This window comes from Ruegeria sp. BC6 (assembly GCF_056539185.1).
Window position 1 is genome coordinate 359,127 of record NZ_JBQFUM010000005.1, and the last position, 15,947, is coordinate 375,073.

The following is a 15,947-nucleotide window of genomic DNA, read 5'->3' on the forward strand; positions in this document are numbered from 1 at the left end:
GCCCGGAGGCGCGAAAGATCAGGCCGTGATCTTCAATCCGGCCTGACCGCAGACCTCGACGATGTGGTCATAACCCATCTTCGAGTATTCATAGGGCGGGGCCTTGGCCGGGTCCTGTTCGGCCTCGACCACGATCCAGCCTTCGTAATCCATGGCTTTCAACGCATGGGCGACCTCCTGAAAGTCGATGCAGCCATCTCCAGGCACCGTGAAGGCCCCCGCGATCACCGCATCCAGGAAACTGCGCCGGTTGCCGCGCGTGTCGCGCACGATGCCGGGGCGAATGTCCTTGAAATGCACATTTTGCAACCGATCGCCCCAGCGGTTCAGGGTTGCCAGTACATCACCGCCGCCAAACAGTAGATGGCCGGTGTCAAAGCACAGCTTCACCTCGGGCCCGGATCCGTCCATCAGCCAGTTCACGTCATCTTCGCTTTCGATGATCGTGCCCATGTGGTGGTGATAGGCCATCGGCATCCCCTGATCGGCCATCCACTTGGCCAGTTCGGTGATCCTGGCGCCATAGGCCCTGATCTCGTCCTTTGACAGTTGCGGGCGGTCATTGACCGGGGTGCCGATCTGGCCCTGAACCGTGTTCGAGCATTCAGCATAGACAATGCAGGGGCTGTTCAGCGCCACGAACTGCTCGACCTGCGCGCGCACGGCGTCGCGTTCGGCGGCGAAATCGTTGACCAGCGAATTGCCCGAACACCAGCCGCCGCACAGGGCAAGGTCATTTTCTTCCAGATAGGCGCGCAGCCCCTCTGTGTCGGCGGGCATACGCTGCCCGCGCTCGACCCCGGTATAGCCGATCTGACGCGCCTCTTTCAGGGCCTGTTCCATCGTGAACGCCGCCGTCAGGTCCGGCAGGTCGTCATTTTGCCACGCAATCGGAGAGATGCCGATCTTCACGCTCATTTGGTGTTTCTTTCCTTGATGGCAGCCTCGTAGGCCGCGCGTTTTTCATTCACTTCGGGGCGGGTGCTGACCTCGGGCACCGCCACTTCCCACCACGTGCCGCCATATTCGGTCGAGGGGTACGGATCGGTGTCGATGACGATCACATAGGGGCCTTTGACTTCGCCGCGTTTGGCCAGCTCCTCTTCCAGCTCGGCGATCGAGCCGACCTTGACCGAGGTCGCCCCCATCGCCGCCGCATGGGCCGCAAAGTCGATGGCCGAGGGCGTCTCGTGCACCGCATGGTCCAGCAGGTTGTTGAACTCGGCCCCGCCGGTGCCCATCTGCAGCCGGTTGATGCAGCCAAAGCCCCGGTTGTCGGTGATCACCAAGGTGAAGGACACCCCCATCATCGCCGCCGTCGCCATTTCCGAGTTGGCCATCATGTAGGTGCCGTCCCCGGTGAAACAGATCACGTCGCGGTCGGGCTGGGCCATCTTGATACCCATGGCGCCCGCGATCTCGTAGCCCATGCAGCTGAAGCCGTATTCCATGTGATAGGCCCCCGGACGCGGCGCCTTCCACAGCTTGTGCAGCTCGCCCGGCATGGTGCCGGCGGCGCACATCACCACCGTGTCGCCATGCGCCGCGCGCTGCACCGCGCCCACCACCTGCATGTCGGTGGGCAGCGCGTTGGCGTCGCCCGGTGCATCGGTCAGCGCATCGACCTTGGCAAACCACTCGGCCTTGAGCGTGTCGGCCACCGGGTCGGCGCGATAGCCCTGCAGGGCTGTGCCCAGTTCCTCGATCCCGACCCGCGCGTCGGCCAGCAGCGGCGTCGCGCCGTGTTTCGCGGCGTCATAGGCGGCGGTGTTCAGGCAGACCATCTTGCGCTCGGGGTTGGAAAACAGCCCCCAGGACCCGGTTGTGAAATCCTGAAACCGCGTGCCGATGCCCAGGATCAAGTCCGCCTCGGCGCATACGGCGTTGGCGGGTTCGCCCCCGGTCACGCCGACCGGACCCAGGTTCAGCGGGTGATCCCAGGCCAGGGCCGATTTGCCGGCCTGCGTCTCGGCCACGGGGATGTTGTGGCTTTCGGCAAAGGCCTGCAGCGCGCCGGTCGCGCCGGAATAGTGGACACCACCGCCGGCCACGATGATCGGGCGTTTGGCCGACCGGATGGCCTCGGCCGCGCGGGCCAGCTCGGCTGCGTCGGGGCGGATGCGGCGCTGGTGCCAGATGCGCGGCTCGAAGAAGCTGAGCGGATAGTCATAGGCCTCGGCCTGCACGTCCTGGCAAAAGCCCAGGGTCACCGGCCCGCAATCGGCCGGGTCGGTCATGGTGCGGAAGGCGCGCGGCAGGGCGGTCAGCAGGTGTTCGGGCCGGGTGATCCGGTCGAAATAGCGGCTGACGGGGCGGAAACAGTCATTGGCGCTGACGGTGCCGTCGGTGAAATCCTCGGTCTGTTGCAGAACGGGGTCAGGGCCGCGGCTGGCGAACACATCGCCGGGCAACAGCAGAACCGGCAGGCGGTTCACATGGGCCAGCGCGGCGGCCGTTACCATGTTGGTCGCCCCCGGCCCGATCGACGAGGTGACCGCCATGGCCCGGCTGCGCCGCATCTGCTTTGCATAGGCGATCGCGCAATGGGCCATGGTCTGTTCATTGTGACCGCGATAGGTGGGCAGGCTGTCGCGTACTCCATGCAGCGCCTCGCCCAGACCGGCCACGTTGCCATGGCCGAATATCGCCCAGACACCGGCGATGAAGGGCTGGCCGTCTTCGTTCATCTGCGCGCCAAGGTAACGCACCAGGGCCTGCGCCGCGGTCAGTCGGATTGTCTTGCTCATCATGATCCCTTTCAGAACGAGGCCGCTATGGGCAATCCGTTGCAATCATTCTGTCGTGAAAGGATCCGACACGCCCACCACCCAGACCGGGTGGCACGGCCTGCCGGACCCTGGTGATATTGGTGCCCCGCATGATGCGGGACACCGGGGAGAAACCTTCAGACGGTGCCGCCCAGCGACCCTTCCAGCTCGGCCATCTCCTGCCCGCCGGCCATCATGTCCTGCAGCTCTTCGGGCGAGATTTCACCGCGCCGGGCGGTGCCCAGCGTCTTGCCGCGGTTCAGAACCGTGAACCGGTCGCCCACGGCCAACGCGTGGCGGACGTTGTGGCTGATGAAGACCACGCCGATGCCCTGGTGGCGCACCTTGTCGATGGTGGCCAGCACGTTCGAGGTCTGCCGCACGCCCAGTGCCGAGGTCGGTTCGTCCAAAATCAGGATCTTGGCGCCAAAATAGACCGCACGGGCAATCGCCACGGTCTGACGCTCGCCCCCCGACAGGGTGCCCACCGCCTGATCGGGGCCGCGCAGGTTGATGCCCATCTTGCGCATCTCTTCCATGCAGACCTCGTTGGCGTGCTCGATGTCGAACCGTTTCAACAGGCCTTTCCCCTTGGTCGGCTCGCGCCCCATGAAGAAATTGCGGGTGACGCTCATCAGCGGGATCATCGCCAGGTCCTGGAACACGGTGGCGATGCCCGCCTCCATCGCGTCGCGGGGCGTGTCGAAGGACATCGGCTGGCCTTCGAAATAGATCTCGCCCTTGGTGGGTTTGTGCACGCCCGACATCGTCTTGATGAAGGTCGATTTGCCCGCCCCGTTGTCACCCAGTAGGCAGTGGCATTCACCCGGCTTGACGTCGAAACTGACGCCCGCCAATGCGATGATGTTGCCGAAATGCTTTTCAATCTCTTTCATTTCGACGACCGGGGCCACGTCCTTGACCGCATCGCCGTGATGGAACTTGGTATCTTCGGTCATGTCAGCGCTCCCCGGTTACGCGTTTGCGGATCGCGTTGTTGAACAGAACGGCGATCAGCAGCATCGCCCCTAGGAACACCTGGAACCAGTCCTGATCGAAATCGGTATAGGTCAGGCCGATGACTACCATGCCGAAGATGATCGCCCCGAAAAACGCCCCGATGGCCGATCCATACCCGCCGGTCAGCAAACAGCCACCGATCACCGCGGCGATGATCGCCTCGAATTCCTTCTGGAAGCCGCGCCGCGCATCGGTCGAGCCCGCGTCGATCACGGTGATGATCGCCACCAGCGCGGCACAACAGGCAGTCAGCATGAACAGTGAAATCTTGACCCGGTTCACCGGTACGCCCGAGTTCGACGCCGCAACCCGGTCGCCGCCCGAGGCGAAGATCCAGTTGCCGGCCGGGGTGCGCAGCAGAACATAGGTGGCGGCAATGGCGAAAGCCACGAACCACAGGATTTCAACCGGGACACCCGGCACTTTGGGCGCGCCGCTTTTGAACGTGTCGATCAAGCCTTTTTCGGCCAGCCAGGTGAACAGGCTGGCAAAGGCTTCGCCGGAAAAGAATGGCGCGAGCCAGTCATTTTCGACCTGATCGCGCACGCCGCGCAGCTGGGTCGATCCGCCGGTGGCGGCCTTGAGCCCCACCAGAGACAGGCCGCGCAGAATGAACAGAAACGCCAGCGTCACGATGAAGGATGGCAGGCCCGAGCGGATGACGATGGTGCCGTTGATTGCCCCGACAAAGGCCGCAAAGACAAAGGTCATCGGGATCGCGGCCACCAAGGGCAGTTGCCAGGTCACCACGCAGACCCCGAAGAACAGGCCGGCAAAGGCCACCATGGACCCGATCGACAGGTCAAACTCGCCCCCGATCATCAGCAGCGCCGCGCCGATGGCCAGAATGCCCAGTTGGGCGGCCGGGGTCATGAAGTTCATGATGCCGGCAAGCGTGAACATCGATTCATCGGCCGTGATGGCGAAGAAGATGAAGACAAGGATCGCCCCTGCGATGGCCCCCAGTTCGGGCCGCTTCATCAGCTTGGTCAGGAACGGTTCCTTCTTGATCCGTTCGTCCATCGCCGCTTGTGCAGACTCGGTCATGGTTTCCTCCCGTTTGGCAGGGGCGGCGCCCTGACGCCGCCCCGATTTTCAGCCCGCCGGTATCAGCGGATGCCCTGAGCGGACAGCTCGACCACCTGACCGGCCTTGTCGGCGGTGATCAGGTTCGGACCCGAGGGCACGTTGCCGCCCGGCATCAGGCCGTACTTGGCGTTCAGCGCCATGAACACGACCGGCAGGTAACCCTGCAGATACTGCTGCTGGTCCACGGCAAAGGCCGCGTCACCATCGACGATCGACTGCAGGAAGTTGGCCGACAGGTCGAACGAGGCCACGTTCACGTCGCGCCCCGACCCTTTGACGGCGGCCACTGTGGGCTCACCGGCCGAGCTTGCGCCCAGCGCCATCACAGTATCGACGCTTTCATCCGAAGCCAGAGCCGCCGACACTTTCGACTCGATCTCGGACGGGTCGTTCGACGTGGGCAGAACAGTCACGTTGCCGCCAAAGCCTTCGGCAAAGCCCGCGCAGCGCAGGTCCAGCGCGACGTTTCCGACCTCGTGGTTCACACAGATCGCGTTCTTGCCGCCCATTTCGGCCAGCTTCTCACCGGCGGCCTTGCCGGCGTCGAACTCATCCTGGCCGACATGCAGCGCCGCGCCCAGTTTCTTGGACACGTCCGAGCCCGAGTTCATCGAGATCACCGGGATGCCTGCGGCGACCGCGCGTTCGATCGAGGGGCCAAGCGCGTCGGCGTCCGGGATCGAGACGATCAACCCGTCGGGTTCCTGGTTCACGGCGGCATCGATCAGCTGCGACATGGCGACCATGTCGAAGGTTTCGGGCGCGCGGTATTCGACGTTCACGCCCATATCCGTGCCGGCCTGCTCGACCCCGTTCTTGACCACGTTCCAGAACGCGTCATTGGCCTGGCCGTGCGATACCACGACGATGTCCTGCGCAAAGGCCGGAGTGGCCAGCGCCAGCGCGCCGGCGGCCAAAGCACCTTTGAAAAATTTGTTCATTACGTTTCCTCCCACTAGGACAGATTTTTGTCTTGTCCGGGTCCTGGACCCATTCATCCGGCAAGGCCGAATCTCTGTCGCACCGATACGCATCGGGGCCGTTTCAGTTTCAATACTTCACGTCATTTTGCAACCGGTTTCAAAATTTCCTCCAGCTTTGCCGGAATACCCGTCCTAGCTGATTGGGTCGCAGCTTCGGCCAGTGCCAGCGCTGCGACGCCGTCTTCCAGCGTCACCGGCACGGCGGATCCGGTCTTGACCGCAGTCACGAACGCATCCCATTCCGCCCGATATGCAGGCATGTAGCGTTCGAGGAAGAAGTAGGTCGGTTTGGCACTGATCACGCCGTCGGACGTGGATTTCACCAGGTTGTTCTCGAGCACGTTGCGCGCCTGCAGCAGCCCGCCGGACCCCAACACCTCGACCCGTTGATCATAGCCGTATACGGCCCGGCGAGAATTCTTGATGACGGCGATCCGACCGTCCTTGTAGGTCATGGTGACGACGGCGGTGTCCACATCCCCCGCCTCGGCGATGGCCGGGTCCACGGTCGATGTGCCAACGGCCGAAACAGTGACTGGTAAGTCACCCATGATGAAATTGGCGAGGTCGAAATCATGTATCGTCATGTCCCGAAATAATCCGCCCGAGACTTTGACATAGGAAATCGGGGGCGGCGCCGGGTCAAAAGAAGTGATCGACAGCAATTCGGGGCTTCCGATCTCGCCAGACTGAACGGCGGATTTCAATGCGCCGAAGCCCGGATCGAAACGCCGGTTGAACCCGATCATGACCGGCTGACCGGTACCTGACACGGCTCGCTGGCAGGCCAAGGCGCGGTTCAGGTCCAGATCGACCGGCTTTTCGCACAGAACGGCCTTGCTCGCGGCGGTCGCCGCTTCGATGAGGTCCGAATGCGTATCCGTCGGCGTGGCGATCAGCACCGCGTCGATATCCGGGTCGGCGATGATGTCCTCCGACGTCCGCGCCACGGCTCCATGAGCTTGCGCCAGACGTGCAGCGGCGTCTTCCATTGCGTCCGAAACCGCAACAAGCGTGCTGTCCGGGTGGTCCGAAATGGCTTGCGCGTGGACGGTTCCGATGCGCCCCGCTCCAAGCAATCCGATTCTGAGCATTGTGACCTCTGGCTATATTTCTGGCGGGAGCATGTTCTTTTTTGCAACCGGTTGCAAGGATTATTTGCTGCCTGTGCGCGCCCGTGTTCTGGCCCAACATTGCAACGCGGTCAGGACGGCACTCAGCCGGTCGTGGGCGGAGCCAATCCCTTGAATTTGCTGCCTGGGCGTCCTTGGATGGTTTGGTATTGGCCCGTTCGGTTCGGCTTTTGTGATTTCTCCGTCGTCTGTTAAACCTTTGAGTCGGGGCAGAAATTGACACCGATACCAAACCGCCCCGACCAAGGAGACGATGATTTGATGAATTTGTCCCTGCCGATTCCGCTGCTGGTCATGGCCATTTTCCCTGCTGCGTTGCTGGACCGATGTTCGGGCCAGAACACCGGCACCGCGCTGGGAGTTCTGGCGCGGGACCGGGTGGCGCTGACGGCGACGGCCAATGAGATCATCGTGGAACTGCCTGTTGCAGAAGGGTCTCCGGTCAAGGTCGGCGACGTGTTGGTCAGGTTCGACACGGATCTGCAGACCGCGAAGCTGAACCTCGAGCAGGCGGAACTGGAAAAATCGCAGGCCACGCTGCTGAAACTGGAAGTCGGCCCGCGCGAGGAAGAGATTGCGATCGCGCGCGCCAACGTCGCCGGCGCGGAGGCGCGTCTGCTGGACGCAGAGGCCGTGTATCAGAGGAATTCTCAGTTGGTCGTCAACTCGGTCGTCAGCCAGGCGCGCCTGGATCAGGATATTGCCGCACGTGATTCCGCTCGGGCGGCACTGGAAAGCGCTCGGGAGTCCCTGAAAGAACTGGAAAACGGAACCCGCCCCGAAGATCTGTCGGTGGCCCGGGCCAATGTGCGCGCGGCTGAAGCGGCGGTTGCCGCCGAGCAGACCGTTCTTGATGACCTAACGGTTGTTGCGACACGGGACGGCATCCTAGATTCCCTACCCTGGAACCTGGGGGAACGGGTCGCCCAGGGCAGCCCGGTCGCGGTGCTGGTGTCCGGCGCGGCCCCTTACGCCCGCGTCTATGTCCCCGAACCCAGCCGGGTGGACATCGCGCCCGGAGACTCTCTCGAGGTTCGGATCGATGGGCTGGACCAACCTCTGACGGGCACCGTGCGATGGGTCAGCGACGACCCGTCCTTCACCCCCTACTACGGGTTGAACAAGGATGATCGGACGCGGTTGGTCTATCTGGCAGAAATCGACCTGCCGGAAACTGCCCGAGATCTGCCCGCGGGCGTTCCCGTTCAGGTGAAGATGCCATGAGCGATCTGGTGGTCTCGACCCAGGGTCTGACGCGCCGGTTCAAAGAGAAGACAGCCGTCAGCAACCTGGACCTGGAGATACGCCAGGGTCAGATCTATGGGTTTCTGGGCCCGAACGGCTGCGGCAAGACAACGACGATGCGAATGCTGACCGGACTGCTGACACCCAGCAGCGGATCCGTCTCGGTGCTGGGCCGACCGATGCCGCAATACGCCGAGCCGCTGAAGAATGAAATCGGATACATGACGCAGATCTTTTCGTATTACCGCGACATGACGGTGCTTGAGAACCTGCGCTTTGCCGCCGAGATCTATGGGATGCCGCGCCGCAAATCTGCCGACCGGATCGACGAACTGCTGACAACCTACGACCTGACCGAAAACGCTAATCAACTGAGCGGCAGCATGAGCGGCGGGCAGCGGCAGAAACTGGCGCTGGCCGCCACGGTGCTGCACGGCCCCAAGCTGTTGTTTTTGGACGAGCCGACATCGGCCGTCGACCCCGAAACCCGCCGGTCTTTCTGGGAACAGCTGTTCGACCTGGTCGATCAGGGCGCGACGATGATCGTGTCCACGCATTTCATGGACGAGGCGGAACGGTGTCACAAGCTGGCCATCCTCGAGCATGGGGTAAAAAAGGCGGATGGATCGCCCCGGCAACTGATGGAAGACCTGAACGCCACCGTGATCGAGCTCGAAGACGAGGGTCTGCGGCAGGTCAAACACCTACTGGATGACACGCCCAAGGTGCTGTCGACGGCGCAGGTGGGTGCCCGATTGCGCGTTCTGGTGGACAAGTCGGAAACCGATCCGATGGCGATGATCACGTCGCGCCTGTCGGACTTTCCCAACGTGGCGATGTCCGTGCAGCGCCCCAATCTGGAAGACGTGTTCGTCAGCGCGACGAAGGGGCCCGCCCAATGAAATCGCTCCGCCGTATCACCGCCGTTCTCAAGAAAGAGCTGCTGCAACTGCGGCGTGACCGGATGACCTTTGCCATGGTCATCATGATCCCGCTGATCCAGCTGCTGTTGTTCGGATACGCAATCAACACCAACATCCGCCATATACCGGTCGGGATCGTGGATCAGGCCGATTCGTCGCTGTCCCGGACGTTGGCTCAGATCGTTCAAGCCACGCAGGTCGTGACCATCACCGAGGTCTTCTCGACCCCGGAAGAAGCCGAGCAGGCGATCACCGAATCCACCGTGCGCGCCGCGTTCATCATTCCGCCCGACGTCGATGACCGGCTTGCCCGAAGCCCGTCCATTGGATTGGGCCTACCCAACGCCACCAACCAGACATCCAGCCGCCCCGTGGCTCATTGGATCGTGGACGGGTCGGACACCATGGTGGCCAGCGCCATCAAATCTCTGCGCAGCATGCCACTGACCGAATTGCTGCGACAGCCGCCAAACCGTCAGGTCCCGACCTTCGAGGTCACGCTGTATTTCAATCCCGAGCAACGATCGGCAGTGAACATCGTGCCCGGCCTTGTGGGCGTCATCCTGACCATGACCATGATCCTGTTCACCTCGGCCGCCATTGTCCGAGAGCGCGAGCGGGGGAACATGGAGATGCTCATCAACACCCCGGTCAAATCCATCGAGCTGATGATCGGCAAGATCATTCCCTACATCTTCCTGGGCTTGCTGCAGGTCGCGATCATCCTCGGGCTGGGACATTTCCTGTTCGATGTCCCCATAAACGGAGGGATGATCCCGCTGCTGGTGGTAACGCTTCTGTTCATCATCGCCAGCCTGTCGCTTGGCCTAGTGATCTCGACGCTGGCTCAGAACCAGCTGCAGTCCATGCAGATGACGATTTTCGTTCTGCTGCCCTCGATCCTGATGTCGGGGTTCATGTTCCCGTTCGACGGGATGCCCAAGCCGGTTCAGGTGATCGCCCAAGTGCTGCCGGCCACCCATTTCATGGACATGATCCGCGGCGTGGTTCTGCGGGACGCAACGCTTTACGCTCTGCGCGGCGACATTCTGTGGATGATCGGGTTTGCCGTCCTTGGGATGCTGGCCGCGACGCTCAGGTTCAAGAAACGCCTGGGATAAAAGAAGGGCGGCCAAGGTCGCCCCAAGTGTCTGGATTGCCAGTCTCTTATCCGTGTCGGACCGTTCAGATGATCTCGTCCTCGTCGAACATGGGATCATCTTCCAGCTGCGCGTTGATATCTTCCATCGAGTCTTCGGCCTTTTCCACGGACCCGACCCGCCCCAGGTGAAACACGGCATCGCCCTCATTCACCACAGGCATGACCGCGCGCCCGACGATCAGGCCGTCGAACGGAGCGATGATGTCCTCGCTGGCTTCGCCGAACGGGTCCGATACGGCACCCAGCAGATCACCTTTGCGAACCAGTTCACCGTCCGCTTTGTAGATCCGGAGGATCCCGCCCATCGGGGCGCGCAACCACTTGCTGGACGAACAGAACTGCGGTGCCGCTTTGGGCTTGGAGATCCGCTTGGCGGGAACCATCCCCATGTGCCTCAGCACCCGCAGAATGCCCGCAAGGCCCGCGCGGATCGACAGTTCATCCAGGCGAAGACCCTCGCCCGCTTCGTACAACAGGATATCTTTCCCCTGCGCCTTGGCCGCGCCGCGCAATGACCCGTCGCGCAGGGGCGATTGGATGACGATCGGTGCTCCGAAAACGCTGGCCAGTTCCTTGGTCCGAGGGTTGTCGGGCGAGATCCGGATCTGCGGATAGTTCGTACGATGAATCGCCGCCGAATGCAGATCGATCCCCAGATCCGAGCGGGCGACGATTTCTGTCATGAACAGATGCGCCAGCCGCGACGCCAGCGACCCGTTCTCGCTGCCGGGAAACACCCGGTTCAGGTCGCGGCGGTCGGGCAGATAGCGCGAATGGTTGATGAAGCCGAACGCATTCACGATCGGCACCGCGATCAGCGTACCTTTCAATGTCGCCAGGTTGGGCGCACGCAACAGACGGCGAATGATCTCGACGCCGATCACCTCATCACCATGCACCCCACCACTGACAAAGACGGTGGGTCCGTTCTGTCGGCCATGCACCACATGCGCGGACATGGTCACCGGGGTATGGTCCGACAGAACGCTGACCGGTAGATCCACGGTAAGCCGCGACCCCGGTGCCACCGTGGCGTGGCCGATCGTGAATGGCTGCCGCTTTGCCATGCCGTTACCCTTTGCCCTTGGTCTTGGTGGCTCCGGCTTTTGCGTTCTTTTCCAGGAACTCGATCATCTTTCCGGCAATATCCAGACCCGTGGCCTTTTCCACGCCCTCCAGACCCGGCGAGGAATTGACCTCCATCACCACAGCGCCGTGATTGGCGCGCAGCATGTCGACGCCGCAGGCATTCAGGCCCATCGACTTGGCCGCGCGAACGGCCGTTGCACGCTCTTCCGGTGTCAGTTTGACCACCTTGGCCGAACCGCCGCGATGCAGGTTCGAGCGGAAATCGCCCTCGGCACCGGTGCGTTTCATCGCAGCGACAACCTTGCCGCCCACCACGATGGCTCGGATGTCGGTTCCGCCGGCTTCCTTGATGAACTCCTGCAGCAGGATGTTCACACCCGCGCCGCGGAACGCCTCGACAACCGATTTGGCGGACCGGTCCGTATCGGCCAGAACCACACCGATGCCTTGCGTCCCTTCCAGCAGCTTGATGACGATGGGCGCGCCACCGGCCAGTCTCAGCACCTCGTCGGTCTGTTTGGGGTCATGGGCAAAGGTTGTCACGGGCAGGCCGACACCGTCGCGGGCCAGCAACTGCATCGACCGCAGCTTGTCGCGCGACCGGCCGATGGCGACGCTTTCGTTCAACGGGTAGACACCCATCATTTCGAACTGACGCAGCACTGCGGTTCCGTAGAAGGTGACCGAGGCACCGATCCGCGGAATCACCGCGTCATACCCCGTCAGCTTTTCGCCGTTGTAATAGATCTCAGGGCGACGGGTTGCGATGTTCATGTAGCACCGCAGGGTGTCGATGATGTCGAGCTGATGCCCACGCTCCTCGGCCGCTTCCTTGAGGCGGCGGTGCGTGTACAGGTTGGCATTGCGCGCCAGCATGGCAATCTTCATGACAAATCCCCTTTGTCCTGGTGTTTTGGTTTGCCGCGCAACAGATGCGCGCGCTTGGTGTGAACGGCGATCGCGTGGTTCTTCAGCGCCGCCCGGCCCACGATCATCTGAAAGGTCATGTTCGTGCGATCGGTCAGAGACAGATCCAGCGGCCAGGTTTCGTCGCCCAACCGGATGGTGGTTCGGATGACGATCCTGTTTTCAGGAATTCCGCTGGTGTTCTTGATGTTGCGCCGTTCCTTGATCGGAGCCTCGATACGGATCATGCCTTCTCCGCCCGGCACCTCCGTCAGGAAGGACACCCAATGATGTCCGTCCCGTTGAAACCGCCGAATGTCGGTTGCATGCAGCGCTGACGTGCGGGCGCCGGTGTCGATCTTGGCCTTGACGTCGTTCAATGGCAGGTCGGGAAGGTCGATGTATTCCATCCAACCAATGACCTTCGGCATCTGCGGCTGACCCTTGTCGGAAACGTTAGCCATGATCACACCAGCCAGGGCATCAGAAGGGTTGCAAGGCTGAGCACGAAGAAGAAGCCGGCCATGTCCGTAATCGTGGTCAACAGCGGGCCACTTGCGGCGGCCGGGTCCTGTCCGATCCGCTTCAGCAGCAAAGGAACAACACCGCCGATGGATACCGCCAGCATCGTGTTGAGTGCCAGCGCAGTACCAATCACCAGACCCAGGGCCGGATTGCCTTTCCAGAACCACGCGACCAGCCCGATCAGAATACCCAGCGCGATCCCATTGATGACCCCGACGGAAATCTCCTTGATCCAGACCCGCACGGCATCTTGCGGCCGCACCAACCCCAGGCTCAATTCACGCATGGTGACGCCAACGGCCTGGTTGCCGGAACAGCCGCTCATGTCCGATACCATCGGCAGGAAGATGGCCAGCGCAATCACCGCGGCCAGTGTTTCTTCGTAGGCCGAGATCACGCTGGCCGCGATGATGTTGAGCACGATGTTGGCCGCAAGCCAGGCCAGCCGGCGACGGGACCGCACCGACAAAGGCATCGAGCGCAACTCGTCGCCAACCACACCCTGACGTTTGAGGCTTTCACTTTCCGAGCGTTCCAGAGTGGCTTCTGCCACCGCCGTGCGGGACACGACACCCGCCAGGACTCCGTCGGCATAAACCACCGGCACCCCCAGGAAAGGATGATCGTTGAACACGTCTTCCAGCTGTTCCAACGGGGTATCCACGGTCACGGTCAGTGGTGGAACCATGATGCTTGTCAGCTTTTCGCTGCGCTTGGCGGTCAGCAGGCTGCGCAGCGATACCACGCCCACGGCGCGCCCCTCGGAATCGACAATATAGGGGTGCTGCCCGCGATACCTTTCAAAATCCTCGTCGTCCGAAGCAAGTTCGCGCAGGACATTGCCAACGGTCTGCGTGTCGCGGAACTTGAACACCTCGGTCATCATCAGACCGCCGGCGGTGTCATCCTCGAACGTGCTGAGCAGGCGGACATCCGCAGCCTCCTCGGCGTCCATTTCGGACAGGATGGCCTCGGCATCCGGTGTATCCAACTCGCCGATAACGTCGGCCTGAATGTCCGAATCCAGCTGTTCGATGATCTCGGCAGCACGCTCGGGCTTGAGGCGTTCCACAAGCTCGACCGCCATCTCGTTTGGCGCTTCTTCGACCAGTTCCGCCGCAAGTCCAACGGGCACGATCTCCAGAACGGTATCGCGCTCAGCCGGTGTCAGCTGAAGAACTTCGCGCAGGGCTTCGCTGCTGGTCAGCGGATCCAGAAGCGCCTCAAGCTCGGACGCATTGGACTGCTCGACCGCCTCCTTGATCCGAAGCGAAAGCTCTTCGTCGGTTGAGGGAATGTCTACGTTTCCGTCCATGCCTTGGCCATTCAATTGGGTTGTCGTTCCTTTATATAGGTGATAAATTTTTGTCTATAGACAAAATTGGATGAGATATAGAATGTCTGACATCACGAATGCCGCCGAAACCCTAGCCGGACTCTATACCAGGGAATTCGGAGGAAAGGCCTCGGGCCGGTATCGCATCCCGCAGAAGCTGCTGCGGGAACTGTGTGGCCGGAGAAGGCTGTACCAAGAGGACATCACGGCTCTAACCCGTGAACTTCTGGAAATGGGCTATGTCATGATTGATATGGACAGCTTCTTTGTCGTCATGAGCGCCAATTCCTTCGTGAACTATCGGCGGGTCGGCAAGGAAATGCTGGCCCACACGGAAGGCACCAGCTGAGTCCCATTTCAGGCAATCGGCGCAATGGCGCCCGATCTTGTCAGATCCTCAGTGCGCGAGCCGCTGCAGTCTTTGTTGCAGAAACTTTCTGGACGCCAGGTTCGGTGCCGCTTCTATGGCCTGCCGAAAGGCCGTGGCCGCCGCAGCGGTGCGGCCCGTCTTCTGAAGAATATGCGCGCGGGCCGCGTGCCATGGCTGAAAATCGTCAAGATCGGGCCGCAGGCTGTCCAGCTTGTCCAAGGCCAGTTGGGCATGACCTGCCTCGGCCATCACGACGGCCCAGTTCAGGGCAACCACCGGGGTTGGCTCGCAGGCCCAAAGGGACTGATACAGCAGCGACATCTGCCACCAATCCGGGGCCGGCGCCATCATGTGGCAATCCGCAATGGCGGCCTTGAGTTGAAACGGTCCCGGTTTTCTCTGGTCGACCGCAGCTTGCAGGAGCCGCTGCGCCTGACGTATCTGACCCTGCCGCCAAAGTGTTCGGTCCTGATCCTATACGGGCACCATAGCGCCATCAGCGTCGATACGCGCAGGGCGGCGGGCATCGGTCAATAGCATCAGGGCCAGCGAACCTTCGATCTCGGGCTCTCCCGGTTGGAGATCTCGCAGAACCCGCGCAAGGTAGATACCTTCGTGGCAGAGATCCCGCGGCCCTGTATCCTCGTTCACGTATCCAGTGGTGAAGATCAGGTAGAGGGTCGTCAGCACCGTATCCAAACGTTCCGGCCAGATTTCCGGATCGGGAACGGAGTAGCCAATCCCCTTGGCGCGAATCTTGGCCTTGGCTCGGGACAGGCGCTGGCCCATCGTCTGGTCGTTGTCCAAAAATGCTGCGGTGATCTCCCGTGTGGTCAGGTTGCAGACCGTGCGCAAGGTCAGCGCGATGCGTGACTTCTGGTCCAGCGCGGGGTGGCAGCAGGTGAAGATCAGACGCAACCGGTCATCCGGTATCGGCTCAGGCAGGTCGTCCGTCACGGAGTCGGGCAGGGTTATGGCCAGGGCAGCTGTTTTCCGACCTTCCCTATGTTGCGCTCGGATGCGATCAATGCCCTTGTTCAGACCAACCCGCATCAACCATGCTGTCGGGTTGTCCGGAACTCCGTTGCGGCTCCAGTGTTTCACAGCCGAGATTGCGGCCTCCTGCAGTGCGTCCTCGGCCAGTTGGAAGTCACCCAACCGGTTTATCAGGCCGGCCAAAATTCTCGCGCTTTTTGCGCGTTTCTTCTCTTTTTTTGTCGGCGATTGTTGGGTTGGTGCTGAACGAGCGGTGGAAAACGAGCAAAGCCGCCCTTGGGCGGCTCGTTCGGTGTTTTGTTCGACTGTTTTGGTTGCGGGAGCAGGATTTGAACCTGCGACCTTCAGGTTATGAGCCTGACGAGCTACCGGGCTGCTCCATCCCGCGACACTTTGGGTTGG

Annotated in this window: 16 protein-coding genes and 1 tRNA gene; 4 read left to right on the plus strand and 13 right to left on the minus strand. The window is 61.8% G+C overall.

Going from position 1 to position 15,947, the window contains the following annotated elements; translation table 11 throughout:
- Nucleotides 1–18: 18 nt before the first annotated feature.
- From iolE to iolG, 6 genes are all read right to left on the minus strand, one after another.
- On the minus strand, nt 19–918 hold the full coding sequence (iolE, locus tag ACR0MM_RS16335; RefSeq protein ID WP_480697361.1) for a myo-inosose-2 dehydratase: 900 nt from the start codon (nt 916–918) through the stop codon (nt 19–21).
- Nucleotides 915–2,747 carry a 3D-(3,5/4)-trihydroxycyclohexane-1,2-dione acylhydrolase (decyclizing) gene (iolD, locus tag ACR0MM_RS16340; protein WP_480697363.1) on the minus strand — a complete coding sequence of 611 codons (1,833 nt, stop codon included), beginning with the start codon at nt 2,745–2,747 and terminating at the stop codon, nt 915–917. The genes iolE and iolD overlap by 4 nt, the downstream gene beginning before the upstream one ends.
- 158 nt (nt 2,748–2,905) lie before the next feature.
- Complete coding sequence (locus ACR0MM_RS16345) at nt 2,906–3,727, minus strand: ATP-binding cassette domain-containing protein (RefSeq protein ID WP_093963708.1); 822 nt, start codon at nt 3,725–3,727, stop codon at nt 2,906–2,908.
- A gap of 1 nt (nt 3,728) precedes the next feature.
- Nucleotides 3,729–4,835: an ABC transporter permease gene (locus ACR0MM_RS16350; protein ID WP_170343202.1), complete on the minus strand. Its 1,107-nt coding sequence runs from the start codon at nt 4,833–4,835 to the stop codon at nt 3,729–3,731.
- Between the two features lie 62 nt (nt 4,836–4,897).
- Nucleotides 4,898–5,818, minus strand: a complete 921-nt coding sequence (locus ACR0MM_RS16355; RefSeq protein ID WP_170343203.1) for a sugar ABC transporter substrate-binding protein — start codon at nt 5,816–5,818, stop codon at nt 4,898–4,900.
- A gap of 122 nt (nt 5,819–5,940) precedes the next feature.
- Nucleotides 5,941–6,954, minus strand: a complete 1,014-nt coding sequence (iolG, locus tag ACR0MM_RS16360; RefSeq protein ID WP_480697365.1) for an inositol 2-dehydrogenase — start codon at nt 6,952–6,954, stop codon at nt 5,941–5,943.
- A gap of 300 nt (nt 6,955–7,254) precedes the next feature.
- On the opposite strand from iolG, the gene ACR0MM_RS16365 reads away from it, so the two are divergent.
- From ACR0MM_RS16365 to ACR0MM_RS16375, 3 genes are read left to right on the plus strand one after another with little or no spacing between them, the layout of a single operon-like run.
- Nucleotides 7,255–8,217, plus strand: coding sequence for an HlyD family secretion protein (locus ACR0MM_RS16365; protein ID WP_480697367.1), 963 nt, complete (start codon nt 7,255–7,257; stop codon nt 8,215–8,217).
- Nucleotides 8,214–9,140: an ABC transporter ATP-binding protein gene (locus ACR0MM_RS16370; protein ID WP_480697369.1), complete on the plus strand. Its 927-nt coding sequence runs from the start codon at nt 8,214–8,216 to the stop codon at nt 9,138–9,140. Before ACR0MM_RS16365 ends, ACR0MM_RS16370 begins: the two co-directional genes overlap by 4 nt.
- A complete protein-coding gene (locus ACR0MM_RS16375; RefSeq protein WP_480697371.1) occupies nt 9,137–10,282 on the plus strand; it encodes an ABC transporter permease in 1,146 nt (381 codons plus the stop codon). The genes ACR0MM_RS16370 and ACR0MM_RS16375 overlap by 4 nt, the downstream gene beginning before the upstream one ends.
- A gap of 64 nt (nt 10,283–10,346) precedes the next feature.
- Here the strand turns inward: ACR0MM_RS16375 and ACR0MM_RS16380 are convergent, their stop codons facing one another.
- Genes ACR0MM_RS16380 through mgtE form a run of 4 tightly spaced genes read right to left on the minus strand, consistent with a single transcriptional unit; the run spans nt 10,347 to nt 14,158 of the window.
- Complete coding sequence (locus ACR0MM_RS16380) at nt 10,347–11,390, minus strand: succinylglutamate desuccinylase/aspartoacylase family protein (RefSeq protein WP_170367480.1); 1,044 nt, start codon at nt 11,388–11,390, stop codon at nt 10,347–10,349.
- A 4-nt stretch (nt 11,391–11,394) separates the two neighbouring features.
- Entirely contained in the window at nt 11,395–12,300 is a 906-nt protein-coding gene (gene rimK, locus ACR0MM_RS16385; protein WP_093963715.1) for a 30S ribosomal protein S6--L-glutamate ligase, read from the minus strand.
- Nucleotides 12,297–12,782, minus strand: a complete 486-nt coding sequence (locus tag ACR0MM_RS16390) for an ATP-dependent zinc protease family protein (protein ID WP_480697373.1) — start codon at nt 12,780–12,782, stop codon at nt 12,297–12,299. Before ACR0MM_RS16390 ends, rimK begins: the two co-directional genes overlap by 4 nt.
- Before the next feature lie 2 nt (nt 12,783–12,784).
- Nucleotides 12,785–14,158, minus strand: coding sequence for a magnesium transporter (gene mgtE, locus ACR0MM_RS16395; protein WP_170373268.1), 1,374 nt, complete (start codon nt 14,156–14,158; stop codon nt 12,785–12,787).
- A gap of 82 nt (nt 14,159–14,240) precedes the next feature.
- Between mgtE and ACR0MM_RS16400 the strand changes: the two genes are divergently transcribed.
- A complete protein-coding gene (locus tag ACR0MM_RS16400; protein WP_217897897.1) occupies nt 14,241–14,528 on the plus strand; it encodes a hypothetical protein in 288 nt (95 codons plus the stop codon).
- Between the two features lie 48 nt (nt 14,529–14,576).
- Here ACR0MM_RS16400 and ACR0MM_RS16405 read toward each other — a convergent pair whose 3' ends face one another.
- From ACR0MM_RS16405 to ACR0MM_RS16415, 3 genes are all read right to left on the minus strand, one after another.
- Nucleotides 14,577–14,900, minus strand: a complete 324-nt coding sequence (locus ACR0MM_RS16405; protein ID WP_480697376.1) for a hypothetical protein — start codon at nt 14,898–14,900, stop codon at nt 14,577–14,579.
- A gap of 123 nt (nt 14,901–15,023) precedes the next feature.
- Nucleotides 15,024–15,728 (minus strand): RNA polymerase sigma factor, encoded by a 705-nt coding sequence (locus tag ACR0MM_RS16410; protein WP_480697389.1) that lies wholly within the window; start codon nt 15,726–15,728, stop codon nt 15,024–15,026.
- 128 nt (nt 15,729–15,856) lie between these two features.
- A tRNA-Met gene (locus ACR0MM_RS16415) sits at nt 15,857–15,933 on the minus strand.
- Nucleotides 15,934–15,947: the final 14 nt, after the last annotated feature.

Bases quoted from the DNA above. Each gene is read 5' to 3' on its own strand.
- rimK (WP_093963715.1), bottom strand. From the start codon at position 12,300: ATGAAGATTGCCATGCTGGCGCGCAATGCCAACCTGTACACGCACCGC.
- iolG (WP_480697365.1), bottom strand. From the start codon at position 6,954: ATGCTCAGAATCGGATTGCTTGGAGCGGGGCGCATCGGAACCGTCCAC.
- ACR0MM_RS16350 (WP_170343202.1), bottom strand. From the start codon at position 4,835: ATGACCGAGTCTGCACAAGCGGCGATGGACGAACGGATCAAGAAGGAA.
- iolE (WP_480697361.1), bottom strand. From the start codon at position 918: ATGAGCGTGAAGATCGGCATCTCTCCGATTGCGTGGCAAAATGACGAC.
- iolD (WP_480697363.1), bottom strand. From the start codon at position 2,747: ATGAGCAAGACAATCCGACTGACCGCGGCGCAGGCCCTGGTGCGTTAC.
- ACR0MM_RS16380 (WP_170367480.1), bottom strand. From the start codon at position 11,390: ATGGCAAAGCGGCAGCCATTCACGATCGGCCACGCCACGGTGGCACCG.
- ACR0MM_RS16370 (WP_480697369.1), top strand. From the start codon at position 8,214: ATGAGCGATCTGGTGGTCTCGACCCAGGGTCTGACGCGCCGGTTCAAA.
- ACR0MM_RS16365 (WP_480697367.1), top strand. From the start codon at position 7,255: ATGAATTTGTCCCTGCCGATTCCGCTGCTGGTCATGGCCATTTTCCCT.
- ACR0MM_RS16405 (WP_480697376.1), bottom strand. From the start codon at position 14,900: ATGATGGCGCCGGCCCCGGATTGGTGGCAGATGTCGCTGCTGTATCAG.
- mgtE (WP_170373268.1), bottom strand. From the start codon at position 14,158: ATGGACGGAAACGTAGACATTCCCTCAACCGACGAAGAGCTTTCGCTT.
- ACR0MM_RS16345 (WP_093963708.1), bottom strand. From the start codon at position 3,727: ATGACCGAAGATACCAAGTTCCATCACGGCGATGCGGTCAAGGACGTG.
- ACR0MM_RS16355 (WP_170343203.1), bottom strand. From the start codon at position 5,818: ATGAACAAATTTTTCAAAGGTGCTTTGGCCGCCGGCGCGCTGGCGCTG.
- ACR0MM_RS16390 (WP_480697373.1), bottom strand. From the start codon at position 12,782: ATGGCTAACGTTTCCGACAAGGGTCAGCCGCAGATGCCGAAGGTCATT.
- ACR0MM_RS16375 (WP_480697371.1), top strand. From the start codon at position 9,137: ATGAAATCGCTCCGCCGTATCACCGCCGTTCTCAAGAAAGAGCTGCTG.
- ACR0MM_RS16400 (WP_217897897.1), top strand. From the start codon at position 14,241: ATGTCTGACATCACGAATGCCGCCGAAACCCTAGCCGGACTCTATACC.